Origin of the sequence: Pantoea sp. BJ2 (assembly GCF_040255075.1) — a bacterium.
Taxonomy (GTDB): Bacteria; Pseudomonadota; Gammaproteobacteria; order Enterobacterales; family Enterobacteriaceae; genus Pantoea; species Pantoea leporis.
This window is the reverse complement of sequence record NZ_CP158293.1, coordinates 258,824-279,295: the sequence shown is the minus strand read 5'-3', so window position 1 is coordinate 279,295 and position 20,472 is coordinate 258,824. Positions and strand designations below refer to the sequence as shown.

General features: G+C 56.3%; 16 protein-coding genes. 6 read left to right on the top strand and 10 right to left on the bottom strand.

The features are described from left to right. Positions 1-33: 33 nt before the first annotated feature. The gene (locus tag AAF463_RS20765; protein WP_350262372.1) at positions 34-1,092 is read right to left on the bottom strand and encodes an ABC transporter substrate-binding protein; all 1,059 of its coding nucleotides are present in this window, start codon (positions 1,090-1,092) and stop codon (positions 34-36) included. Positions 1,093-1,292: 200 nt separating this feature from the next. Here AAF463_RS20765 and AAF463_RS20760 point away from each other — a divergent pair, with 200 nt between their 5' ends. After that, on the top strand, positions 1,293-2,441 hold the full coding sequence (locus AAF463_RS20760) for an acyl-CoA dehydrogenase family protein (protein ID WP_350262371.1): 1,149 nt from the start codon (positions 1,293-1,295) through the stop codon (positions 2,439-2,441). Between the two features lie 120 nt (positions 2,442-2,561). Here the strand turns inward: AAF463_RS20760 and fhuE are convergent, their stop codons facing one another. Further along, positions 2,562-4,757, bottom strand: coding sequence for a ferric-rhodotorulic acid/ferric-coprogen receptor FhuE (gene fhuE / locus AAF463_RS20755; RefSeq protein ID WP_350262370.1), 2,196 nt, complete (start codon positions 4,755-4,757; stop codon positions 2,562-2,564). A gap of 528 nt (positions 4,758-5,285) precedes the next feature. Here fhuE and AAF463_RS20750 point away from each other — a divergent pair. Next, positions 5,286-5,687, top strand: a complete 402-nt coding sequence (locus AAF463_RS20750; RefSeq protein ID WP_350262369.1) for an H-NS family nucleoid-associated regulatory protein — start codon at positions 5,286-5,288, stop codon at positions 5,685-5,687. A 208-nt stretch (positions 5,688-5,895) separates the two neighbouring features. On the opposite strand, the gene AAF463_RS20745 is transcribed toward AAF463_RS20750, so the two are convergent. Genes AAF463_RS20745 through AAF463_RS20735 form a run of 3 tightly spaced genes read right to left on the bottom strand, consistent with a single transcriptional unit; the run spans position 5,896 to position 9,519 of the window. Continuing rightward, the gene (locus AAF463_RS20745) at positions 5,896-7,095 is read right to left on the bottom strand and encodes an aminotransferase class I/II-fold pyridoxal phosphate-dependent enzyme (protein WP_110867202.1); all 1,200 of its coding nucleotides are present in this window, start codon (positions 7,093-7,095) and stop codon (positions 5,896-5,898) included. Positions 7,096-7,113: 18 nt separating this feature from the next. Continuing rightward, complete coding sequence (locus AAF463_RS20740) at positions 7,114-8,415, bottom strand: LLM class flavin-dependent oxidoreductase (RefSeq protein ID WP_101761353.1); 1,302 nt, start codon at positions 8,413-8,415, stop codon at positions 7,114-7,116. 33 nt (positions 8,416-8,448) lie between these two features. After that, complete coding sequence (locus AAF463_RS20735) at positions 8,449-9,519, bottom strand: iron-containing alcohol dehydrogenase family protein (RefSeq protein ID WP_350262368.1); 1,071 nt, start codon at positions 9,517-9,519, stop codon at positions 8,449-8,451. Between the two features lie 334 nt (positions 9,520-9,853). Between AAF463_RS20735 and AAF463_RS20730 the strand changes: the two genes are divergently transcribed. From AAF463_RS20730 to AAF463_RS20720, 3 genes are read left to right on the top strand one after another with little or no spacing between them, the layout of a single operon-like run. Further along, complete coding sequence (locus AAF463_RS20730) at positions 9,854-10,399, top strand: GNAT family N-acetyltransferase (protein WP_101761773.1); 546 nt, start codon at positions 9,854-9,856, stop codon at positions 10,397-10,399. Beyond that, entirely contained in the window at positions 10,396-11,538 is a 1,143-nt protein-coding gene (locus AAF463_RS20725) for an amidohydrolase (protein ID WP_350262367.1), read from the top strand. The genes AAF463_RS20730 and AAF463_RS20725 overlap by 4 nt, the downstream gene beginning before the upstream one ends. Next, the gene (locus tag AAF463_RS20720) at positions 11,538-12,851 is read left to right on the top strand and encodes an MmgE/PrpD family protein (RefSeq protein WP_350262366.1); all 1,314 of its coding nucleotides are present in this window, start codon (positions 11,538-11,540) and stop codon (positions 12,849-12,851) included. Before AAF463_RS20725 ends, AAF463_RS20720 begins: the two co-directional genes overlap by 1 nt. Here AAF463_RS20720 and AAF463_RS20715 read toward each other — a convergent pair. Next, positions 12,848-13,072: a hypothetical protein gene (locus AAF463_RS20715; RefSeq protein ID WP_007890034.1), complete on the bottom strand. Its 225-nt coding sequence runs from the start codon at positions 13,070-13,072 to the stop codon at positions 12,848-12,850. The two genes, AAF463_RS20720 and AAF463_RS20715, sit on opposite strands and share 4 nt — an antisense overlap. 114 nt (positions 13,073-13,186) lie before the next feature. Then, a complete protein-coding gene (locus AAF463_RS20710; RefSeq protein WP_255421536.1) occupies positions 13,187-13,309 on the bottom strand; it encodes a hypothetical protein in 123 nt (40 codons plus the stop codon). A 329-nt stretch (positions 13,310-13,638) separates the two neighbouring features. Between AAF463_RS20710 and AAF463_RS20705 the strand changes: the two genes are divergently transcribed. Beyond that, positions 13,639-17,349, top strand: coding sequence for an FAD-dependent oxidoreductase (locus AAF463_RS20705; RefSeq protein ID WP_350262365.1), 3,711 nt, complete (start codon positions 13,639-13,641; stop codon positions 17,347-17,349). A gap of 98 nt (positions 17,350-17,447) precedes the next feature. Here the strand turns inward: AAF463_RS20705 and AAF463_RS20700 are convergent, their stop codons facing one another. From AAF463_RS20700 to AAF463_RS20690, 3 genes are all read right to left on the bottom strand, one after another. Continuing rightward, positions 17,448-17,813 (bottom strand): type II toxin-antitoxin system PemK/MazF family toxin, encoded by a 366-nt coding sequence (locus AAF463_RS20700; RefSeq protein WP_217548016.1) that lies wholly within the window; start codon positions 17,811-17,813, stop codon positions 17,448-17,450. Further along, on the bottom strand, positions 17,813-18,085 hold the full coding sequence (locus AAF463_RS20695) for an antitoxin (RefSeq protein WP_110867195.1): 273 nt from the start codon (positions 18,083-18,085) through the stop codon (positions 17,813-17,815). The genes AAF463_RS20700 and AAF463_RS20695 overlap by 1 nt, the downstream gene beginning before the upstream one ends. Positions 18,086-18,172: 87 nt before the next feature. Next, positions 18,173-20,458: a molybdopterin-dependent oxidoreductase gene (locus tag AAF463_RS20690; protein ID WP_350262364.1), complete on the bottom strand. Its 2,286-nt coding sequence runs from the start codon at positions 20,456-20,458 to the stop codon at positions 18,173-18,175. Between the last annotated feature and the right edge of the window lie 14 nt (positions 20,459-20,472).

The window sequence follows — 20,472 nt, the reverse complement described above, 5'->3', positions numbered from 1 at the left end:
TCCTGCATGTATTCGTAGCGGCGCGATTTCAATTTAAACCAGCACGTTGCTGGTAATCCCCTTAGCAAACAATAGCGGATCGGTTTCCGGTCGTAACACGTTGATCGCCTTTAAATCACGCGCATACACGTCAATCTCATTCACAAACGCGTTCCCCACCGAATAGTGTCCGTGCGTATGGGTTTTCAGCACGCTGGCGATCTCCTGCGGCGTGGTGTTGAGCGCCTGGCCGTTAAACTCGCTGCCAATCGCTTCCGGGTGTTTGGCCGCATAAGCATGCGCCTGCAAAATCGCGTGGGTGATCGCCGCCGCCACTTCCGGCTTTTCGCGAATCAAACTGCCGCGCGTGCCCACCACACAGCAACTCAGTCTGGCGTACTCGTCCATTAAGTTGGTGCCAATCTCGCGGTAGCCCGGCTTCTGGGTTAAGCGCCACATCACCGGATCGGAACCGCTGGCGGCCTGAATCTCGCCCTTCTCCAGCACCATCGGCAGCAAATCCTGCGGGAACACGCGCCAGTCGACATCGGTATTGGGATCGACGCCGTGCTTTTTCAGCATCAGCGAGAAGAAGTTTTTATCCGCGCCCGCCATGTCGGTGACGCCAATGGTTTTGCCTTTCAGCTGCTCCAGCGTGGTCGGCCCGCCATCGCGCGCCAGCAGGCGCATACAGCCGCCGTGCGTGCCGGCGGTGAGTTTGACGTCAAAGCCCTGCTCCAGCGCTTTCAGCCAGCGCAGCGCCATGCCAATCGCGGCTTCGGCTTTGCCGGTGGCGATGGATTCCAGCAGCAGTTCGGTGGAGTTGCCGAAGTTAACGAACTCCACTTCCAGGTTGTGCGCTTTAAAGAAGTTATGCTGATCGGCCACCACTACCGGCGCAAGGCAGATGGCGTTGAGATTCACCGCCAGACGCACATGCGTCGGCTTTGCCAGCGCCCATTTTCCGGGGCCATCTTGCAGTAAATCGCCGGGCATCTGCATGCCCGCCATATGATCGTCGGCAAACACGCGGCCCGGTAACGTTGCCGCCATCGCCGCGGCGGCGGAATATCCCAGAAAATGCCGACGGGAAACTAAATAATTATTTGGCATTAAATGACTCCCAAAAATAAATGCAGGTGAAGGTGTTGACCCTAATTAATGGCTTGCGCAGAAACAGCCATTGCAAATTAACACTTCCACCGGCGGCAGAATTATGCCGATTCCGCATGTATATAGCCGGTTTATTGCTTTTACAGCGGTGGCAGAACAGGAAACAATTAAGCCTGATTTAATAAGGGGATTAATAACGCATGGCAAATAACCCGCCCTTTCTGGCTGAAATATTGCCGGTGATTATTCAGGCCTTAGAAAAAGACGCTGAAGAGGTTGATCGCAGCGGCGAATTTCCCAAAACCGCTTTTAGCGTGTTGCAGCAGCATGGCTTGCTGCATTTTGTATTGCCGACGGCGTCGGGCGGCAGCGGCGGCGATCTGCTGGCAAGCCAGGCGATTATCCAGGCCGTGGCGCGCGGCGAACCTTCTGCGGCGCTGATCCTCATCATGCAGTATCTCAACACGCGTCGCCTCGACGACAGTTCAAACTGGCCAGACGCGGTGCGCCGCAGGGTGGCGGAGAGCGTGATTCGCGACGGTGCGCTGATTAACGCATTACGTGTCGAACCCGAATTAGGCACGCCCGCGCGCGGCGGATTGCCCGCCACCCGCGCACGCCGCACCGCTGAAGGCTGGCGTATCAGCGGTGAGAAGATTTACTCCACCGGCAGCTATGGGCTGAGCTGGTTTCTGGTGTGGGCCAGCAGCGACGATGCCGATCCGCTGGTCGGCGGCTATCTGGTGCCGGCCAATGCGCCCGGCATCCACATTATCGATGAGTGGGATCACCTCGGCATGCGCGGCACCTGTAGCCATCGCGTGGTGCTGGACGAGGTGCTGATCCCGCTTGATCACGCGGTCAACGTCGCGCCGTGGAGCACGCCGCGAGCGGGCCTCAACGAAGAAGAATCCGTGTGGATGGCGGTGCTGCTCGGTTCGCTGTACGACGCCATTGCGCACAGCGCACGCGACTGGTTTATCGGCTTTTTGCAGCAGCGCGTGCCGGCCAATCTTGGCGCACCGTTGGCATCATTGCCGCGCTTTCAGGAGCTGGTTGGCCGCATCGATACGCTGCTGTTTACCAGTCAAACGATGCTAAGCAGCGCCGCCCACGGCCACATCGCCAGCGGACATGCCGCGCAAATCAAACAGGTGGTGACTGAAAATGCCATTCGCAGCGTGCAGCTGATGGTGGAAAGCATTGGCAACCACGCGCTGACGCGCCACCATCCGTTACAACGTCACCTGCGTAACGTGCTTTGCGGCCGCATACATACGCCGCAGGACGACGCCATTTTCACTTCCGTGGGCAAATCCGCCCTTTATGCTGAGAGGAGTACATCATGACGCTGGAATTTATTGGTCTGGAGGGTAATCAGAAGAAATACGAGTTGCTATAAAAGGCCTGCTTAAGGTGATTTGACGGGTTTATTATTGGGTGCGCATGACACGCACCCTAAATTTTGATTAAAAACGATACGTCGCCGAGACGGAGAAATTACGCGGATCGCCGTACACGATACCGCCGTTGCTGACGTTGGTGTCGTACTCTTTGTCGAACAGGTTGTTGATGTTTGCCTGCAGTGAGACGTTTTTGGTGACGTCGTAGCGTGCGAACAGATCCACCACCGAGTAGCTGCCCTGACGTGCGCGCCAGGTGCCTTCGCCGTCTGGACCGCCAATGTCGCCGTAGGTTTTCGACTGCCAGGTCACGCCACCACCCAAGGTCAACTGATCCAGCATCGGCAAGCGATAGCTGGTGAAGAGGTTGAATGAGGTGCGTGGCAGTTGAGAATTGTAATTCTCGCCTTCGCGATCTTCCGCCACAAAACTGGTACCGCCGAAGGTCATCTGCCAGTTATCGGTTACCGCGCCGTTGACTTCAAACTCCACGCCACGGCTCACTACGCCACTTTTACCCACATAGATGGCATTGCCCGTTTCCGGGTTGGTTTCGCCGGTCGCTTCGCCAACATTATCCAGCTCGGTGCGGAATATGGAGATCGAGGTAGTCAGGCGGCTGTTAAACCAGTCTGATTTCACGCCCGCTTCGTAGTTTTTGCCAATCACCGGCGCCAGGAATCCGCCCGAGGCATCCTGATAATCCTGTGGCTGGAATACCGAGGTGTAGCTGGCATACGCTGACCAGTTGTCGTAGAAGTCCCAAATCACACCACCGTACGGCGTGATGTTGTTCTTCTCCATCTCTTCGCTCAGCGTCTGACGATTCCAGTTGGTGTAGCGCGCGCCGAGAATCACATGCAGCGGATCGGCCAGCGAGATGCGGGTTGCCAGATAAGCAGATTTCTGACGTACCAGCTGTGTATCTGAAGCCGGTTCGCGCGGATCCCAGTTAGATTCCGGGAAATCGCCGTTGTAGTTATTGAAGTTACCCAGCTCTGCTGATGAGATGTTCTCCCACGAGCTGTAGTACTTGTTGTCCTGACGACTGTAGTTAACGCCAATCATCAGCTCATGCTGACGTCCCAACAATTCGTATGGGCCGCTGGCGAAGGCATCCACCGCATCCACTTTACGTTTGCCGGTGTTATAGCCGGTGCCGCCGATAACCGGATAGCCGGCGTAAGAGGAAGAGCCCGCGCCGGTGGTTTTATCAAAGAAGCCATCGATATACAGCTGTTTGCTGTCGAGGAACATTTCGTTGTGCGTGCCGTTAAGCGTGATGTTCCAGCCGTTATCGAAGTTTTGCTGCAGGTTAACAAAGACCTTTTTGTTTTCTTTGTTGTTGTAAGCCCAGTCTGGCGCGGTGTTGTAACCACGACGCAACTTCGTTTGTGAGCCGTCGGTATACCAGCGCGGTGTGCCGCCCCACATTGGAGAATCGGTGTTTACCTGGGTAAATTCGTAACCAACCGACAATTTGGTGGAGTCGGTCAGATCAGCGTCAACCACGCCATAAACGAACTTTTTGTCTGCGCCGTAGCGTTCGACAAAGCTGTTTTTGTCTTCATAGCCCGCAACCAGACGACCACGCACGTTCCCTTCAGGCGACAGCGGTGCAGAGAGATCGGCAACGTAACGCTGCTTGTTCCAGCTGCCGTAGCTGGCGGAAACATCACCGGTAAACTCTTTGCTATCGGCGTGCTTACGCACCATGTTGATGGAGGCGGAAGGATTACCTGGGCCAGTCAGCAAGCCGGTGGCACCGCGCACCAGTTCGACGCGCTCATACAGCGCCATGTCGCTCTGCGCGTCGCCAAGGTTCCAGCGTGAGGCGAAGGCAGTTGGAATACCGTCGACCATATAGTTGTCGATCAGGAAACCGCGCGAATAGTAGTTGGTGCGGTCCATATCGGAAGAGACGCCGTGGATACCGGTGGTGTTCTTCAGCACATCGTTCAGCGATTGCAGCTGTTGGTCTTGCATACGCTGCTTGCTGACGATTGAAACCGATTGCGGAATATCGCGCGCGGTGAGCGCCATTTTGGTACCGGCACGCGTCACCGGTACGCTGTAATCCTGTGCCGCCTGCTGTTGCTGATCGGCGTTGGCGCTGGCATCCACGTTCAGCGTCTGTTCGGTGTTGGTGGTCTCTGCTGCCTGCGCGATACCCGACGCAACCATCACAGCCAGTAAAGAGAGACGTAACGCACGCTGAGGCGCACTGCCGGGTTTCCTGACGCGCAAATCACTAAAAGACATACGATTCCTCAATCAACTTATCGTTATTTTTTTGCGGCACCGCTGCTGACGTCGGAAAGAGGAACGACAGTAAGGAAGCCGTTAAGAAAGCAAATGAGAAATATACGCATTAAGATTTCCAATGCAAGAAATTGTTACCAGTTTACTGACACTTTTACACTTGGTGAAAAGCCTTATTCTTCAACGAGTAATAGTTGACTTACGTTATTTTCAGGAAGGTTCATGGCGTGGCTTTCGGCAACTATGTGAAATTGAACAGATTCTTATGTGTACAGTAACCATTTATGGCGACCTTCACACGCACCGCATACACACGCATATTAAATCACCCACTATTATTCTCCTTACTCTCCCGCGTCACATGAATAAGCCAAATAGCTCGATAAAGCGTCACGGAATATAAAGGAATCTCTGATCACCCGGATATTTTACAGACAATTCTGCCCACGTTTGATTATTTTACTTTGGCAAAAAATCTCGTAGAATGCCTCCCTTTATACCAGTCAAATAAGTAATAAGGATTAATACATGAGCGATGCACTTAAAGCATTGAACAATCTTCGTACGCTGCGTGCCGAGGCGCGTAATATTGACGTCGCAGCATTAGAAGAGATGCTGGAAAAATTCGCCGTGGTCGTCGCAGAGCGCCGTGAAGAAGCGGAAGCAGAAACTGCAGCTCAGCGCGAAAAAGAAGAAAAGCTGGCGCTGTATAAAGAGATGTTGTTGAAAGATGGCATTGATATTAGTGACCTGGCGCAATTAACTACCCAGCAAAGCAAACCCAAGTCGAAACGTGCTCCGCGCCCCGCGAAGTATAAATTCATCGACGAACAGGGGAACGAGAAATTGTGGACCGGCCAGGGCCGTACGCCATCACCGATTAAAGCCGCACTGGAAGCGGGCGGATCAATGGATGATTTCCTGATTTAATCGGTGACTTGCTGTGCAGCGCATGAACAGTAAAAACGCAGCGTAAGTGCTGCGTTTTTTCGTTATTACTTCTGCGCGTTAATCTGTTTGATATACGCTTTTAAAACGTCGTAAACATAATCCTGGCAAGCGATACCGGATTGCGCATCATACTTGCCGTTAAGTCAGATAATCCCCCGGAAATATCTGACGTCTTTTACTAATAAGCTTATTTCAGAACCGCACAGGCCTGCGCAATTCTGCGGCCCGCTTCACGCACCGTTTCAATGTCGGTGGCAATCGACAAACGGAAATAAGGTGATAATCCGTACGCGCTGCCCGCCACGCCAGAGACACCGCTTTCCAGCAGATAATTCATCACATCCTGCTCGCTTTCGATCTTCTGACCATCGGGACGCGTTTTGCCTAATAAACCGGCGCAGCGACAGAAAATAAAGAACGCGCCATCAGGATTAAGCACGTCAATTTCCTGCACCGGCTTTAACAGCGCCATAATCGCATCGCGGCGATCCTGATAAGCCGTGCGTTGCGGCGGCAGGAAGTCGAGTCCACCGTTATACGCCGCCACCGCCGCAGCCTGGCTGATCGCGCTGGCGCCGGAGCTGTTTTGCGACTGCACCACCACCATCGCGTCGATCAACGCTTTAGGCCCGGCACCGAAACCGATGCGCCAGCCGGTCATGGCGTAGGTTTTCGACACGCCGCCCACCAGCAGAATACGGTCGGCTAAATCCGGCGCAACGTGCAGCAGGCTAATATGTTCACGGCCATCAAACAGAATATGCTCGTAGAGTTCATCCAGCATGATCAGCACATCAGGATGATCGCGCAGCACCGTCGCCAGCGCGGTCAGCTCATCTGCGCTGTACACCATGCCAGAAGGATTGCCGGGATTGTTCAGCACCAGCCAGCGGGTTTTAGCAGTGATCGCCTGCGCCAGCTGTTGCGGCTGCAACTTGTATTCCTGCTCCAGCGGACACGCCAGCAGCACCGCTTCGCCGCCGTTGAAACGCACGCTATCCGGAAACGTCGGCCAGTACGGCACTGGCACAATCACCTCATCGCCTTCATTCAGCGTGGCGGCAAAGGCGTTGAAGATAATCTGCTTGGCACCGTTGGCGATGCAAATTTGCGCCAGCTCATAATCGAGCTGATTTTCATTTTTCAGCTTAGCCAGCACCGCTTTGCGCAGCGGCGTGGTGCCGTTGGTCGGCGTGTAGCGCGTTTCACCGGCTTCCATTGCCGCCACCGCCGCCTGGCGAATATGCGCGGGCGTATCAAAATCTGGCTCACCGGTGGTGAGATCGAGAATATCCACGCCCTGCTCTTTCAGCTGGCGCGTCAGTTGACGCGCCGCCGCATTAGCAGAGAGCGACACGGACTGCACACGCTTTGATAAGGTGACCATGTTGAGCTCCTGAATGGGTTAGACCACCGGCAAGCCGAGGTTTTCACGCAGCGTGGCGAACTCGTAATCGTCACGGAACAGGCCGCGACGGCGCAGTTCAGGGATCACCAGCTCAACAAACAGATCCAGCTGCTCGGACATGATCGCCGGCATGATATTGAAACCATCCGCGCCGCCCTCGTTCATCCACAGCTCGAAATCGTCAGCGATATCTTCGGCGGTACCGACAATCACGCGATGTCCGCGTGAACCAGCAGCCACCGCCGCCAGCTCGCGCAGCGTCAGATTTTCGCGCTTCGCCATATCGGTCATCAGTTTAACGCGGCTCTGGTTGCCCTCGCCCAGAGGCACTTCTGGCACCGGACCATCCAGCGGGAACTGGCTGAGATCCATGCTGAAACGCAGCGACAGCTGACGCAGACCGTTTTCGATGTCCACCAGCGTGTTGAGCTCTTTCCACAGTGCTTTGGCCTCTTCACGCGTGCGGCCCACAATCGGCATCACGCCCGGCATAATCACCACATGATCCGGATTACGACCAGCGGCAATGACCTGATCTTTCTGCGAACGGTAGAAGGTTTGTGCTTCTTCGAGGCTGGCAGCCGCGGTGAAGATCACTTCCGCGGTTTCCGCCGCCAGTTTCTGACCATCGGCGGAGGAACCGGCTTCGATGATCACTGGACGACCCTGCGGCGAACGGGTGATATTCAGCGGACCCTGCACCTGGAAGTGCTCGCCTTCATGGTTAATCGGCTGGATTTTTTCATCAACAAAGTACGCACCGGTCTCTTTGTTCGGCTGCACCGCGCCCTCTTCCCAACCGGCCCACAGCTTGTCAGCCACTTCGAGGAATTCGCGCGCACGCGCATAACGCTCGGCATGGTTTGGCATATCGTTGCGGCTAAAGTTACGCGCTACATCGGTAGAGAACGAGGTCACCACGTTCCATGCCGCGCGACCACGGCTGATGTGATCCAGCGAAGAGAAGCTGCGCGCCATGGTGAACGGATCGCTAAAGGTGGTGGACGCCGTTGCCGCCAGACCGATGCGTTTGGTATTCACCGCCAGCGCCGACAGCATGGTCAGCGGCTCAAGGCGCGCCATGGTCGAGGGCAGACGATACATGCTGGTGGCCAGCGCATCGCCTACGAAGAAGAGATCGAATTTACCGGCTTCGGCTTTTTTGGCGATGGTGATCAGCCAGTCGATGTCAGTTGGATCGCCGAGCTTTTCCGTCAGACGCCAGCCGCTGACGTGTTGTCCTACCGGCTGCACGAAAAGGCCTAAACGGATGCGGCGTTGTTGTTTTGAGTTAGCCATTAATTTGTCCTGGTCAATAAAAAGTGGTGCGATTTAAAACGTGTTCTCGGTCGCCAGCAGCGCCTGTTCCAGCGCATCGGCAGAGATGCGGAATGGCAGACGTTCGGCGCTGGCCGCCGGAAATTTAATCTGTTCTGCGATGGTGCGAATCGTCGCCGCGCGGTCACCGGTTAACGGCGCTAAGGTCAGCGGCATGTCGTACGCACGCAGCAGCGTCAGCAGATCGGCATCCGGCACGCCGTCATGCTCAATCAGCGATTGCACCAGCAGGCTGTAACCCACTTTTTCACCGTGCAGCCATTGATGCAGTTCCGGCTGATGCGTCAGACGATTGTGAATGGCGTGAGCAAAACCTGGCGTCGGCAGCACATCGCGCACGCTGTTGGCTAATCCGGCCAACACGATATTGGCATCGATGATTTTCACCAGCTCCGGCGTGACCTGCTGTTGCTGGTTAGCGGCTACCGCCGCCGGGCCCAGCTCGCGATAAAGATCCAGCGCGCGTTTGGCGGTCATCACTTTAAGATCCAGCGCCAGATCGTTGGGATTGTTACGCTGATACGGATAGAACTCATAATATTTTGCCAGCGCATCAACGATGCCGGCCTTCAGGTAACGCACGTCGCTGCGCGCGATAATCTCGCTATCGACCAGTACCAAATCCGGCATTTTGCCCAGCGGCTGGCTGCGCACATGGCCGCCCTGCTCGTTGTAAACAATCGCCACCGGCGACCAGGCAGCGCAAGTCGCGGCAACCGTCGCGAAGTTGATCACCTTGAGATCGGGCAGCTGGCTACCCACCGCTTTTGCCGCATCCAGCACGCGCCCGCCGCCAATCGCAAACAGCAGTTCAGCGCCCTGCTGCTCGACATTGTGCTTCAGGGTTTCAATCGCGGCATCGGTGCATTCACCGGTCAGATACTCTATTTCCCAGCGAATATTATTGGCTTCAAGGCTCTGGGTTAATTCCGGATTAACGGCCTGCCAGGCGCGGGGGGAAGTAAAGACGCGAATGTGGGAAGCGTAAGGTTTGATAAATTCACCGGCGCGCGCACGCAAACCGGATTCATGTGCATATGCACGCGGAGATTTGATCGCTAACACGGCGTCACCCTGATTAAGAATAAGGCTATAACGGATTAAATTAAGATAATTCAGAGGGTTAATACAGAATAGTTATAGCGCTATGTATTTTCTGCATACTACGGTAAATAACGATTTAAGCAATGCAAAAGGGGCGATTTCATTTTCACAAATTCGCATTAGCTTAGTTATTTTTCACATATAGCGGGGAATGGCTTTGCTGGTAATCTGAACCCTTATAACAGACGAGCACCTTGCGTAGCGGTGCAATTTATTGCGCGATGAATCGCGCCGCTATGGAAGGTGCCTGTTTTTTGATTCTCCGCCTGATGGCGGTTTTTTCCCGGGGATGTCTATGTCACTTGAATTTCGTCAGGTCAGAGAAGACGAGGTGGAAACCTATCAGGCGCTGATGCATGCCGCGTATGCACCCACGCTGGCGCTCGGCATTAAATTTGATGCCGCCACCGCCGACCTTGCCAAGACACTGCGTCATCTGCAGAGCCACGGTGTTTATGCGCTGTATGCCGATGATGTGATGGTCTCATCCGTTACCGTACGCTATCCGTGGGGACCGCTGCCCGGCCCGTTTGGCCTGCCGCATATCGGCTGGTTTGGCGCGCATCCCGATTATCCCGGCCAGCAATTTGGTCGTCAGGTGCAGGATCGTCTCGAGCAGGAGATCTTGCTGGGCCAGTTACGCGCGCCTGCGGTGTCGCTCGGCACCGCCACTAGCCATCCGTGGCTGATCGAGATGTACAAAAAGCGCGGTTTCCAGCTGATGCACACCACCGATCTCGGCAAGGGGCATATCACGCAATATATGAAGAAAGTACTGGATGAAAGCGCCCACGATGCGTGGTTAACACGCCAGGCGGCACAACAAGGAGTAAAAGCATGAGCCAATCTCTCGATACCTTAGGCGAACAGCTGATCGCTTTCCGTCATGAACTGCACCGTTTTCCCGAGCTCTCCAATCAAGAGTTTGAAACCACCGCACGAATTCGTCAGCAATTAGAGCAACACCAGATTCGCGTGCTGGATTTACCGCTCAAAACCGGTTTAGTGGCGGAAATTGGGACGGAAAGTGGCCCATTGATGGTGTTACGCTCCGACATTGACGCGCTGCCGATTGAAGAGCAGTCAGATGTGAGCTTCCGATCTGAACGTCCCGGCGTGATGCACGCCTGCGGCCACGACTTTCACAGTTCGGCGGCGCTGGGGGCAGCGATTCTGCTCAAACAGCAGGAAGATACGCTGCTAGGTCGCGTGCGTATTCTGTTCCAGGCCGCTGAAGAGACCGGCCAGGGCGCGCCCGATGTGATCGCGACCGGCGCGCTTGATGATGCGGTGGCAATCTTCGGCATCCACAACGATCCGTCGCTGCCGCCAGGCGTGATTGGCAGCAAAGCCGGTCCGCTCACCGCAGCGGTCGATCGCTTTGATATCAGCATCACCGGCATGGGTAGCCACGCCGCCAAACCGCATCAGGGTAACGATCCGATTGTGATTGCCGCGCAAATTGTCTCGGCCGCACAAACGTTGATTAGCCGCAATGCCCCATCCGGCGATAACGCGGTGGTCTCGATTACCCAGATTCACAGCGGCAGCACCTGGAACGTGATTCCTGATAGCGCCTGGCTGGAAGGCACGGTGCGCTCCTTCTCGCAGGAAACGCGCGAACGTCTGGAGCAGCGCTTCCGTGAAATCGTGCAAGGTATCGGCGCCGCTTTCGCCGCCGAGGTGAAATTCAACTGGCACGCGGGTCCGCCATCGGTGGTAAATGATGCGCATTGGGCGGATTTTGCCTTGCAGCAGGCCAGCGCCAGCGGCTTTGAGGCGCGCGTGGTGGAAGCCAGCCCAATCGGCGAAGACTTCGCGTTCTATCAGCAACAGCTGCCGGGCGCGTTTATGATGATTGGCACCGGCGAGCCTTACGCGCTGCACCATCCGGCGTTTCGCATCAATGATGATGTGCTGTTGCCGACGTCGCGCTATCTCGCCAATCTGGCGGTCGCAGCGCTGAAGAGCGTGAGCTGATGAGCCTCACTGCCGCGCTGGCTGAGCGCATTGTTCACAGCCAACCGGACGCCGCCGCACGTAATGCGGCGCGCGAAGGGGTGCGTGATTTCCTCGCCGTCAGCTGGCCGGTACTGCAAGGTCAGGTGCCAGACAGCGGATTACCGGCGCTGCGCAGCGTATATGGCGACGGCAGCGCGCGATCCAACGCGCTGCTGCTCGGGTATGCCAGCCACGCGCTGGATTACGATGATTTCCATGCGGATTTTCGCGGGCATCCCAGCGTGGTGATTCTGCCTGCGCTCTTTGCCTGGCAGCAGTTGCAGCCCTCTGAGCTGGATCAGTTTCTTGATGCCTATGCGGTCGGCGTGGAGGTTGCCGGACGTTTAGGCCTCGCCGTCAGCCAGCAGCATTACGCCTTAGGTCATCACAATACCGCGACGCTTGGCACAGTTGCCGCTGCCGCCGCGCTGGCGCGTTTGCTGGCGTTAGATGTGGCTGCCACCGCGATGCTGCTCGGCATCGCCACCACGCAGGCCAGCGGCTTACGCGCGCAGTTTGGTTCGGCGGTAAAGCCGCTGCATGCCGGGTTTGCAGCTGAACGCGCGGTGAGCGCCGCACAGCTGACGCTGGCAGGCTTTGATGGCAAGCAGGACGGCGTAATTGACGCTTTCATCTCCGCCACCAGCAATGGCCAGGCGCAGCCGGAAAAACTGATTGAGCATTGGGCGCAGCCGTGGCGCATCGTCGCACCTGGGTTGGAATTCAAACCCTTCCCCACCTGCGCCGGTACGCACAGCGCCGCCGAAGCCACGCGCATCTTGCGCAATCAATGGCTGGCGAGCGGTAAATCACTGGAAAGTTTGCTGGAAAACATTAGCGAAATTAGCGTGGTGTTTCCGCCGGGCGGTGATATTGCGGCATCGGTGCGCGTGCCAACCAACGGCATCGAAGCGCGTTTCAGTCTGGAATATGTGATCGCCGCGATGCTGATGTATGGCGATTTGCGTTTGCAGGATTTTGCCGAAGGCGAGTTGAATCAAGAGGTGATGCCGCTGGCAGCAAAGGTGCGTCGTACGCCAGATGAAGGTGCGCCACCGGATGCGATTAACCCGGCGCTGCGTTTTCATCTGGTGACGATTACGCTACGCGACGGCTTGCAGATGCAGCATCACCGCACTCGTCAGCAATCGCTGGCCGATGCGGTTGATGTCGCAGGCAAGCTGCGCGCGGCACTGCAGCAGGAGTCCCCGCTACGTCAGCAACAACTGCTGAACAGCAGCGAGTTGGCTAACAGCGCGCATCTGGCGCAGTTAACCCAGTTGCTCGCTTAAAGCGTTTCGACCGGCTCCAGCGCATCCTGAATGGCATCGGCCAGATTTGCGATCTCATTGGCAACCGCCTGCAAATCCCACGATGCCTTTGATCCGCTGGCAGAGGTTGAGGCGCTAACTGACTCTTTTGCCACCGCTAATGCCGCCGCAACCGCAACGGTGCGTTTATGCTGCTCAACCGTGACGCCAATCGGTGGCTGTGTGAAATAGTCGTTGACCATCGTATCTCTCCCTTAAGTGTTAAAAAAATAAATGAATCCTGGAGAGGTATTATGGGGGAATTACAGCAGAGTGCACTCTAAATAGTGAGCCGCCAGCGGCGGCTCGACTGATTTTCAGATTTTAGGTTGCTGATCTTCAGGGAATTCAGTATCGCGGGGTAAATCATCATCTTCGTCAGGTAATGTTTCATCATCACCTGGCAGTGGAATTACATCATCATCTGGACGTTCTGACATACGTACCTCCGTAAACCCGAATTGGGTTAATTGAAGTGTAGTAATGAAATAAATTAAACATCGCCCTTCTTTTCATTATGTGAGTTAAGCGTAAGAAATCGCGCAACAATAATATTTTTATTTCTTCATGCCGCTTCACTTAAATAAGCAAAACTCACGCTGGGCTTATTTTCTTTTCAGCTCAGCCATTTGCGCTAAGCCAAAGCGTGGTTATAATTTGAATTAGGTTCAACAGTCGATTTCCCTGGTTGCCTTAAATGGCGCCCCTATAACACGATTAACTTCTTTTATTTATTGCTATTTCCTGAATGTTATTCCGGGGGAACATCATGTCGCCATTTTCCAGCTTTTGGCAAGCCGGTTATGAGGGAGCGGATCATATCAATCCCTTCGGCGAGCGGCTTTCAATGAATGCTTTGACCGACCATTTATCGCAATACCATAACGATTACGCCGCGCTGCAGCAGTTTGGCATTACCTCCGCCCGCGAAAGTATTGGCTGGCGACTGGCGGAAATGGAACCGCAAACCACGCTCGAAAGTTTAAAAAAACGCATGAATTCGGCGCGCTCCTTTGGCGTGCAAATTAACTGGACCTTTTGCCATTACGGCTGGCCGGATGACTTAACCTTATTTTCCAGCGAATTTGTGCCGCGCTTCGCCGCTTTTTGTCAGCGCATGGCGGGCTTCCTCGCGGAATATTATGAAGACGCACCCATTTATTCGCCGATGAATGAAATCTCGTTTTTGGCGTGGGGAATTTCTGTCGGCCTGTTTGGTAATAATGCCCATACCGATCCCGATGAGATTAAACGTCAATTGATTCGCGCCACGCTGGCGGGTTGCGCTGCCATTCGCCTTGCAGATCCGCGTGCGCGTTTCCTGCACTGCGACCCGATTATTCACGTGGTGCCGGATGAAGACAGCGATGCATGTCGGCAGCGCACCCGGGATATCAACGCTTCGCAATATCAGGCGTGGGACATGATCGTCGGTTTGCGCGAGCCGGAACTCGGCGGCAAACCGCACTATCTCGATGTGGTTGGCGCCAATTATTACCACGGCAATCAGTGGCTCACCGGGTCCGGCTGCCGGCTGGAATGGCATCTGGGCGATGCGCGCCGCGTGCCGCTGCATCCGCTGCTGGCGCACTTAACTGAGCGTTACCAGCGGCCCATTTTGCTGGCGGAAACCAGCCACGTCGGCAGCGGACGCGCCGCCTGGATCGCCCAGGTGGCCGCCGATGTCGCGCAGGCACAGCTTAATGGCTGTGATATCCGCGGCATCTGTCTTTATCCGATTATCGATCGCCCACTTTGGGAAGATCTCGAACACTGGCCACGCAGCGGATTGTGGGATGTCGATCCCCACAAAAAGCGTCTACTGAACCCAGTTTATGCCGCGTCATTACAGCAATCACAACGATTATTAGCCCGTTTTCAGGGTCTTATCACCGCGGCCAGCAGGCCAGAGGAAAGCGTCATGAAACAATCCGTATTAGTGGTATTCAGTCATTTACGTTGGGGATTTGTCTTTCAACGTCCACAGCATCTATTGTCGCGCCTCGCCCAGTTCCACCGCATTGTGTTTATCGAAGAGCCGATTTATCAGCCCGGTGAAGCCGCGTTACGCCAATATCAGCCCGCACCAAACGTGACGGTGATCGAACCGCATACCGATGTGGCCGCGCCTGGCTTTCACGATAGCCAAATCGCCGTGCTGCAACCGCTGCTGGCTGAACTGCTTGCTGACGATGAAACGCCGATGGTGTGGTTTTATACGCCGATGGCGCTGCCGCTGCTGGCCTGCTTTACACCGAGCGCGATTATCTATGACTGCATGGATGAGCTCTCCGCCTTTAACCAGGCGCCGCGCCAGCTTCAGCAGCGTGAATCGGCACTGTTGAGCCGTGCCGATTTGGTGTTCACCGGCGGCACCAGCCTGTATGAAGCGAAGAAACATCGCCATCCGCAGGTTTTCTGCTGCCCAAGCAGCGTCGATGCGGGACATTTCGAACAGGCGCTGGACCGCACTAACAGCCATCCGCTGCAGGAAAACCTGCCAAAACCCCGCCTCGGCTACTACGGCGTGATCGATGAGCGCCTCGATTTGACGCTGATTGCTGCGCTGGCGGATGCGCATCCCGACTGGCAGATCGTGATGGTCGGTCCGGTGGTGAAAATTGATGTCGCCAGCCTGCCCCAGCGCAGCAATCTGCACTGGTTCGGCCAGCAACCGTACGCCGCCTTGCCGCACTTTCTCGCCGGCTGGGATCTATGCCTGATGCCGTTCGCGCTGAATGCTTCGACGCGCTTTATCAGCCCCACCAAAGTGCTGGAGTACATGGCGGCGCAGTTGCCGATTGTCAGCACCGCGATTGCCGATGTGGCGCGACACTATGCCGACGTGGTGAGCATCGCCGACTCACATCAGAGCTTTACTCGGGCCTGTGAAGCGGCGCTCAGCATGCCGGTGGAAACCCGCTATCAGCTAGCGAAAAACATGGCGGCACGCGTAGCGGAAACCTCGTGGGATCGCACTGCCGATGAGATGCAGGCGCATATCGTGGCGCTGACCCAACGTCAGATTTCCCATCCCGAAATAGCCGCCGCCCCTCCGCCCGCGCTGGCGCACAATACCGTTGCGTGCTTGATTTTGGGGGCCGGGCCAACGGGGTTGAGCGCCGGGTATCACTACGGTGCGGGCGCAGTGGTGCTGGAGAAAAATGCCACTGTGGGCGGCTGGTGCCGTTCGGTCGAGGATCAGGGATTCACCTTCGATCATGCCGGCCACATTATGTTCTCCAACGATCCTTACGTGTTGCGCCTGTACGATATCCTGCTGGGCGACAATCAGCACTGGCAAACGCGTGAAGCCTGGGTTTACAGCCATGATGTTTACACCCGCTATCCGTTCCAGTCGGCGCTGCATGGTTTGCCTGCCGAGGTGATTGGCGAGTGTGTGTTAGGCGCGATTGAAGCGCGCTATGCGTCGCCTCCTGCTTTACAGGCGGTGGCCACCGAGGCACGGCGTGATTGCTGCGCCGATGGTGCCATCCCGGATGGTGAAAGCCTGGTTTGTCAGCCGGAGAGCGAAGATTTCGAAAGCTTTATTTTCCGTACCTGGGGCAAAGGCATCGCCCGCCATTTCGCCCTGCCGTATAACCAGAAACTGTGGAAAACACCGCTGGTGAATATGGAAACCTCATGGCTCGGCGGACGCGTGCCGCTGCCGGATTTGGAGCAGATCATCTCCGGCGCGCTGGCGCCGCTGGATAAGCCGGTCGGCCCCAATGCGCGCTTTGGCTATCCGCTGCGCGGCGGTTTTCAGGCGCTAATGGAAGGATTTCTGCCACATCTGAACTGCACGCTGGAGATGGAAGCAGGCGTCAGCGAGATCCAGCCGCTGCAACGGCGCGTGCTGTTGAGTGATGGCCGACAGTTCCATTATGACCAGATGATCAGCACCTTGCCGCTGCCTGAGCTGGTGCGATTGATGGGTAATTTTGCACCGGAAGCGGTGCAGAAAGCGGCGAAGCAACTGCGTCATATCTCGGTGCGCTGCGTCAATCTGGGCATTGGCCGCGCCAATATCAGCGACAAACACTGGATTTACTATCCCGGCAACACGCTGTTCCATCGCATCTTTTTACAGGGCAACGCCAGCCCGCACTGCAATCCAGAAGGCGGTTTTGGCCTGACCTGCGAAATGACCTATCGCGACGATCAGCCGCTTCCTTGCGAAGGCGATGCGTTGATTGAACGCTGCATTGCGGATTGTATTCGGGTCGGCATCATCAATGCCGATGATGAGATCGTTACCGCCAGCGAAGTGGATATGCCGTACGCTTATGTGGTGTACGACCATCAACGCACCGCCAACGTCACGCTGATTCGTAGCTGGCTGGCGACGCAAGGCATCCATCTTTCCGGGCGCTACAGCGAGTGGGAATATTACAACTCGGACCACGCGTTCCTTGCCGGTAAACGTGCAGCGGAAACGGTGAAAGATTTGACCCATAACCGGAAAACGACTGCGTGAGATGAAAAAGCTAGTCAGTTAGGGTGAACGGGGCGGCATTCATGAATGGCGTCCCTACGATTGTCATCGTGATTTTCGTAGGGTGCGCATTCAGCTTTTTAACGCGGATCAATCAAATCCACTACCATCGACAGGATTTCATCCATGACGTGCGATTCAACTTTCGCGGCGAAACTTGCCTTCCGCGCGGTCAGGTCAAGAGAACGAAGTTGGTAGCACAACGCTACGCCAGTTACGCTGCCGGTATCCGTGCTGCTGCCATCCAGATACACCGCAACAGCACTCGAGCGTGATGCGCCGCCACCGCTGGTTACCGGAATGCAAACCGCTGTCCCTAGAGCGGCGACGAGTTCCCGCCGTGAAATCACCAGATAATAATGCGGCCCTTTAAACTCCCTGCCTTCAACGGGATCACCGTTGACGTGCCAGATTTCACCTAACTGCGGAACTCTGCGCGATATCATCAGATAGCCTCCTTGCCCTGCGGTTTATCCTGCAAATCGTCGCTGACGGCTTCATTAAACTGGCGAATCTCTTCCTGATCAATGCCAGCTAACAGTTGGTCCATCGTTTTCCTGCCGCGTGCGAGCCGGTTAACAGGTTTGATGTTGATTGACTCGTCAGTTGCAGTGACATCTAGCTCAATCCCCACATGCCAACCCGCTTTGGTCGCGATGTCACTGGGAATCGTTAGCACAACGGCTCCGCCTTGCTGACGCAGTTTGGTTAAAGCCATACATCCTCCAAAGTGTAACTTTGTCACACTGAGTCTATCACTCGGTGAGACAAAGTCACACTTTGATTTATTGAGATGCATCTGCTTTTAGGCAGGCGGAATAAACGCCTGTACCGGCGTCACTTCGCCGCGATATTTACGCACCTGCACGACGGTGATTTGTCCGCTGCAACCTTGTGCCAATGAAGACGTGCCGATATCCAGCGTCAACACATTGGGATTACCGTGACGGCACAGCGGACGCAGCGCGGTAGGATCGACCGGATCATACCAGGCGCCGGTCGGCAACTGCACCACGCCGCGCATGATGGTTTCGGTGAGACGCGCACTGGCGAGTACGTGGCCGCGCGCGTTGTAGAGCTCGATAATATCGCCATCATTAATGTCTGACGCCGCCGCATCCGCCGGATGCAAACTGCACACTTCGCGGCCATGGCGTTTGCCGCTCAGGCTGTAATCACCAAAATCGAGCTGGCTGTGCAAACGCGTCGCCGGCTGATTGGCGATCAACCAAAACGGATGATCGGGATTCGGTTTTTGCTGCGGTTCACGCCACACCGGATGTCCCGGACAGTTTTCGTAGTTAAAGCTGGCGATGGTGGCAGAGAAAATTTCAATTTTCCCGCTCGGCGTCGGCAGCGGCGACGCTTCCGGGTCGGCGCGAAACGCGTTGATCATACGACCGCCATCTTTCAGCTGCGGCAACTCCAGCACGCCTTGTTGCCAGAACTTCTCGAAGTCGGGAATCTCAACCTGATGCGCCGCCAGCTTCTGCTGCAGCTGGGCGTAATGATGCTGCAACCAGCCGCGGGTATCGCGCCCTTCGGTGAAGGCCTCTTCGCGGCCTAAACGGCGCGCCAGCTCGGTGAAAATCGCGTAATCATCTTTGGCTTCACCGAACGGTTGCGCCACCGGTTGCATGGCAAACAAATGGCGATCGGTGGGTGCGCCGCCAATGTCTTCGCGCTCCAGCGTCATGGTGGCGGGCAAAACGATATCGGCATGGCGCGCGCTGGCGGTCCAGGCGATCTCATGCACGATCAGCGTATCCAGCTGACAAAAAGCCTGACGCAAGCGCGCGAGATCCTGATGATGATGGAACGGATTGCCGCCGGCCCAATATGCCAGACGGATGTGCGGATAGGTTAAACGGCGGCCATTGTAATCAAACGGCTTGCCGGGATTGAGCAGCATATCGGAGATACGCGCCACCGGAATCAGACGATCGATACCGTTTTTACCCTGCGGTAGCGCCGGAAAACTCACCAGATTGTGATGCTTACCGTAATGGCCCAGCGCACCCAGCGCATAGGTGTAGCCGCCGCCCGGCAAGCCCGGCTGACCAAGTGCGGCCGCCAGCACCAATCCCAGCCACACCGGCTGTTCGCCGTTTTCGGCGCGCTGCAAGGCATGCGCCACCGTCACCAGCACGCGTTTGCCGTGCAGCTGGCGAGCAAAATCGCTGATGAACGCAGCACTCACGCCGCAAATTTCTGCTGCCCACGCCGCATCGCGCGGCGTGCCATCCTCTTCGCCACGAATGTAGGCCGCCATTTCTGGCCAGCCCACGGTGTAGCGCGCGAGGAAAGCCTCATCGGTCAGCTGTTCAGCGATCAATACCGATAACACGCCGAGGATGAAGGCCGCGTCAGTGCCCGGACGCAGCGCCAGCCATTCGCCCTGCGCTTCTTCAGGGAGATCGCTTTGCAGCGGGCTGACCGAGATAAAGCGAGTGCCGCGCTCAGCCGCCTGCTGCATAAAGCCGCGCTCGGTGTGTTCGCTCAAACCGCCGCTGGCGACCTGCGAGTTTTTCAGCGCCAAACCGCCAAATGCCACCACGATTTCGCTGTGCTGGGCGATCTCTTCCCAACTGACGCCGCGACGGGCAATTTCATTCATGTCGCCGACGATATGCGGCAGCAACACCGACGCGGAGCCGGAACTGTAGCTGTTGACTGAACGCACGTAGCCGCCGAGCGTGGTGTTGAGGAAGCGATGCACCTGACTTTGTGCGTGATGGAAGCGGCCAGCGCTTGACCAGCCGTAAGAGCCGCCGAAGATGCCTTCCGGGCCGTACTTATCGCCGACGCGTTGCAGTTCGCGCGTGACCAGCGCGTAGGCTTCATCCCAGCTCACCGCGACGTACTCATCATTGCCACGACGATCGTCCGCGCCCGGGCCGTTCTCCAGCCAGCCACGGCGCACCATCGGACGGGATACGCGCGCCGGATGGTTTAACGCAGTGTGGAAATTTTGCAGCAGCGGGCTGGGATCGGGATCGCCCTTGAACGGTTCGATGGTGAGCCGATCGCCCTGTTGCTGGGCATGAAAAGCGCCCCAATGGGCGCTGTGCATTACCGGTTTTTGCGTCATCACTGTTCCTGGCA